1 protein-coding gene is annotated in these 203 nt (G+C 62.1%); it reads right to left on the bottom strand.

From position 1 onward, the window contains the following. The coding region (locus IF22_RS33530; protein ID WP_036412952.1) for an RICIN domain-containing protein at positions 1 to 203 on the bottom strand (203 nt) is incomplete at both ends.

Genomic DNA, 203 nt, shown 5'->3' with positions numbered 1-203 from the left:
AGTCGTCGTACTGCACGATGTTTCCGCCGTCGGCGGTCGAGGCGCCCTGCACCTCCATCACCTTGTTGCTGTTCCGATTGATCAACCGGACGTAACCGCTGTCCGAGTCGGCCAACCGGAACTGCTGGTTGGTGCTGTTGTTGTCGCTCCACTGCACGATTGCGCCGCCGTTGGCGGTCGAGAAGCCCGAGACGTCCAACACC

It is taken from the genome of Micromonospora parva, assembly GCF_000718515.1.
Taxonomy (GTDB): Bacteria; Actinomycetota; Actinomycetes; order Mycobacteriales; family Micromonosporaceae; genus Micromonospora; species Micromonospora parva.
This window is presented reverse-complemented; position numbering and strand designations above follow the sequence as displayed.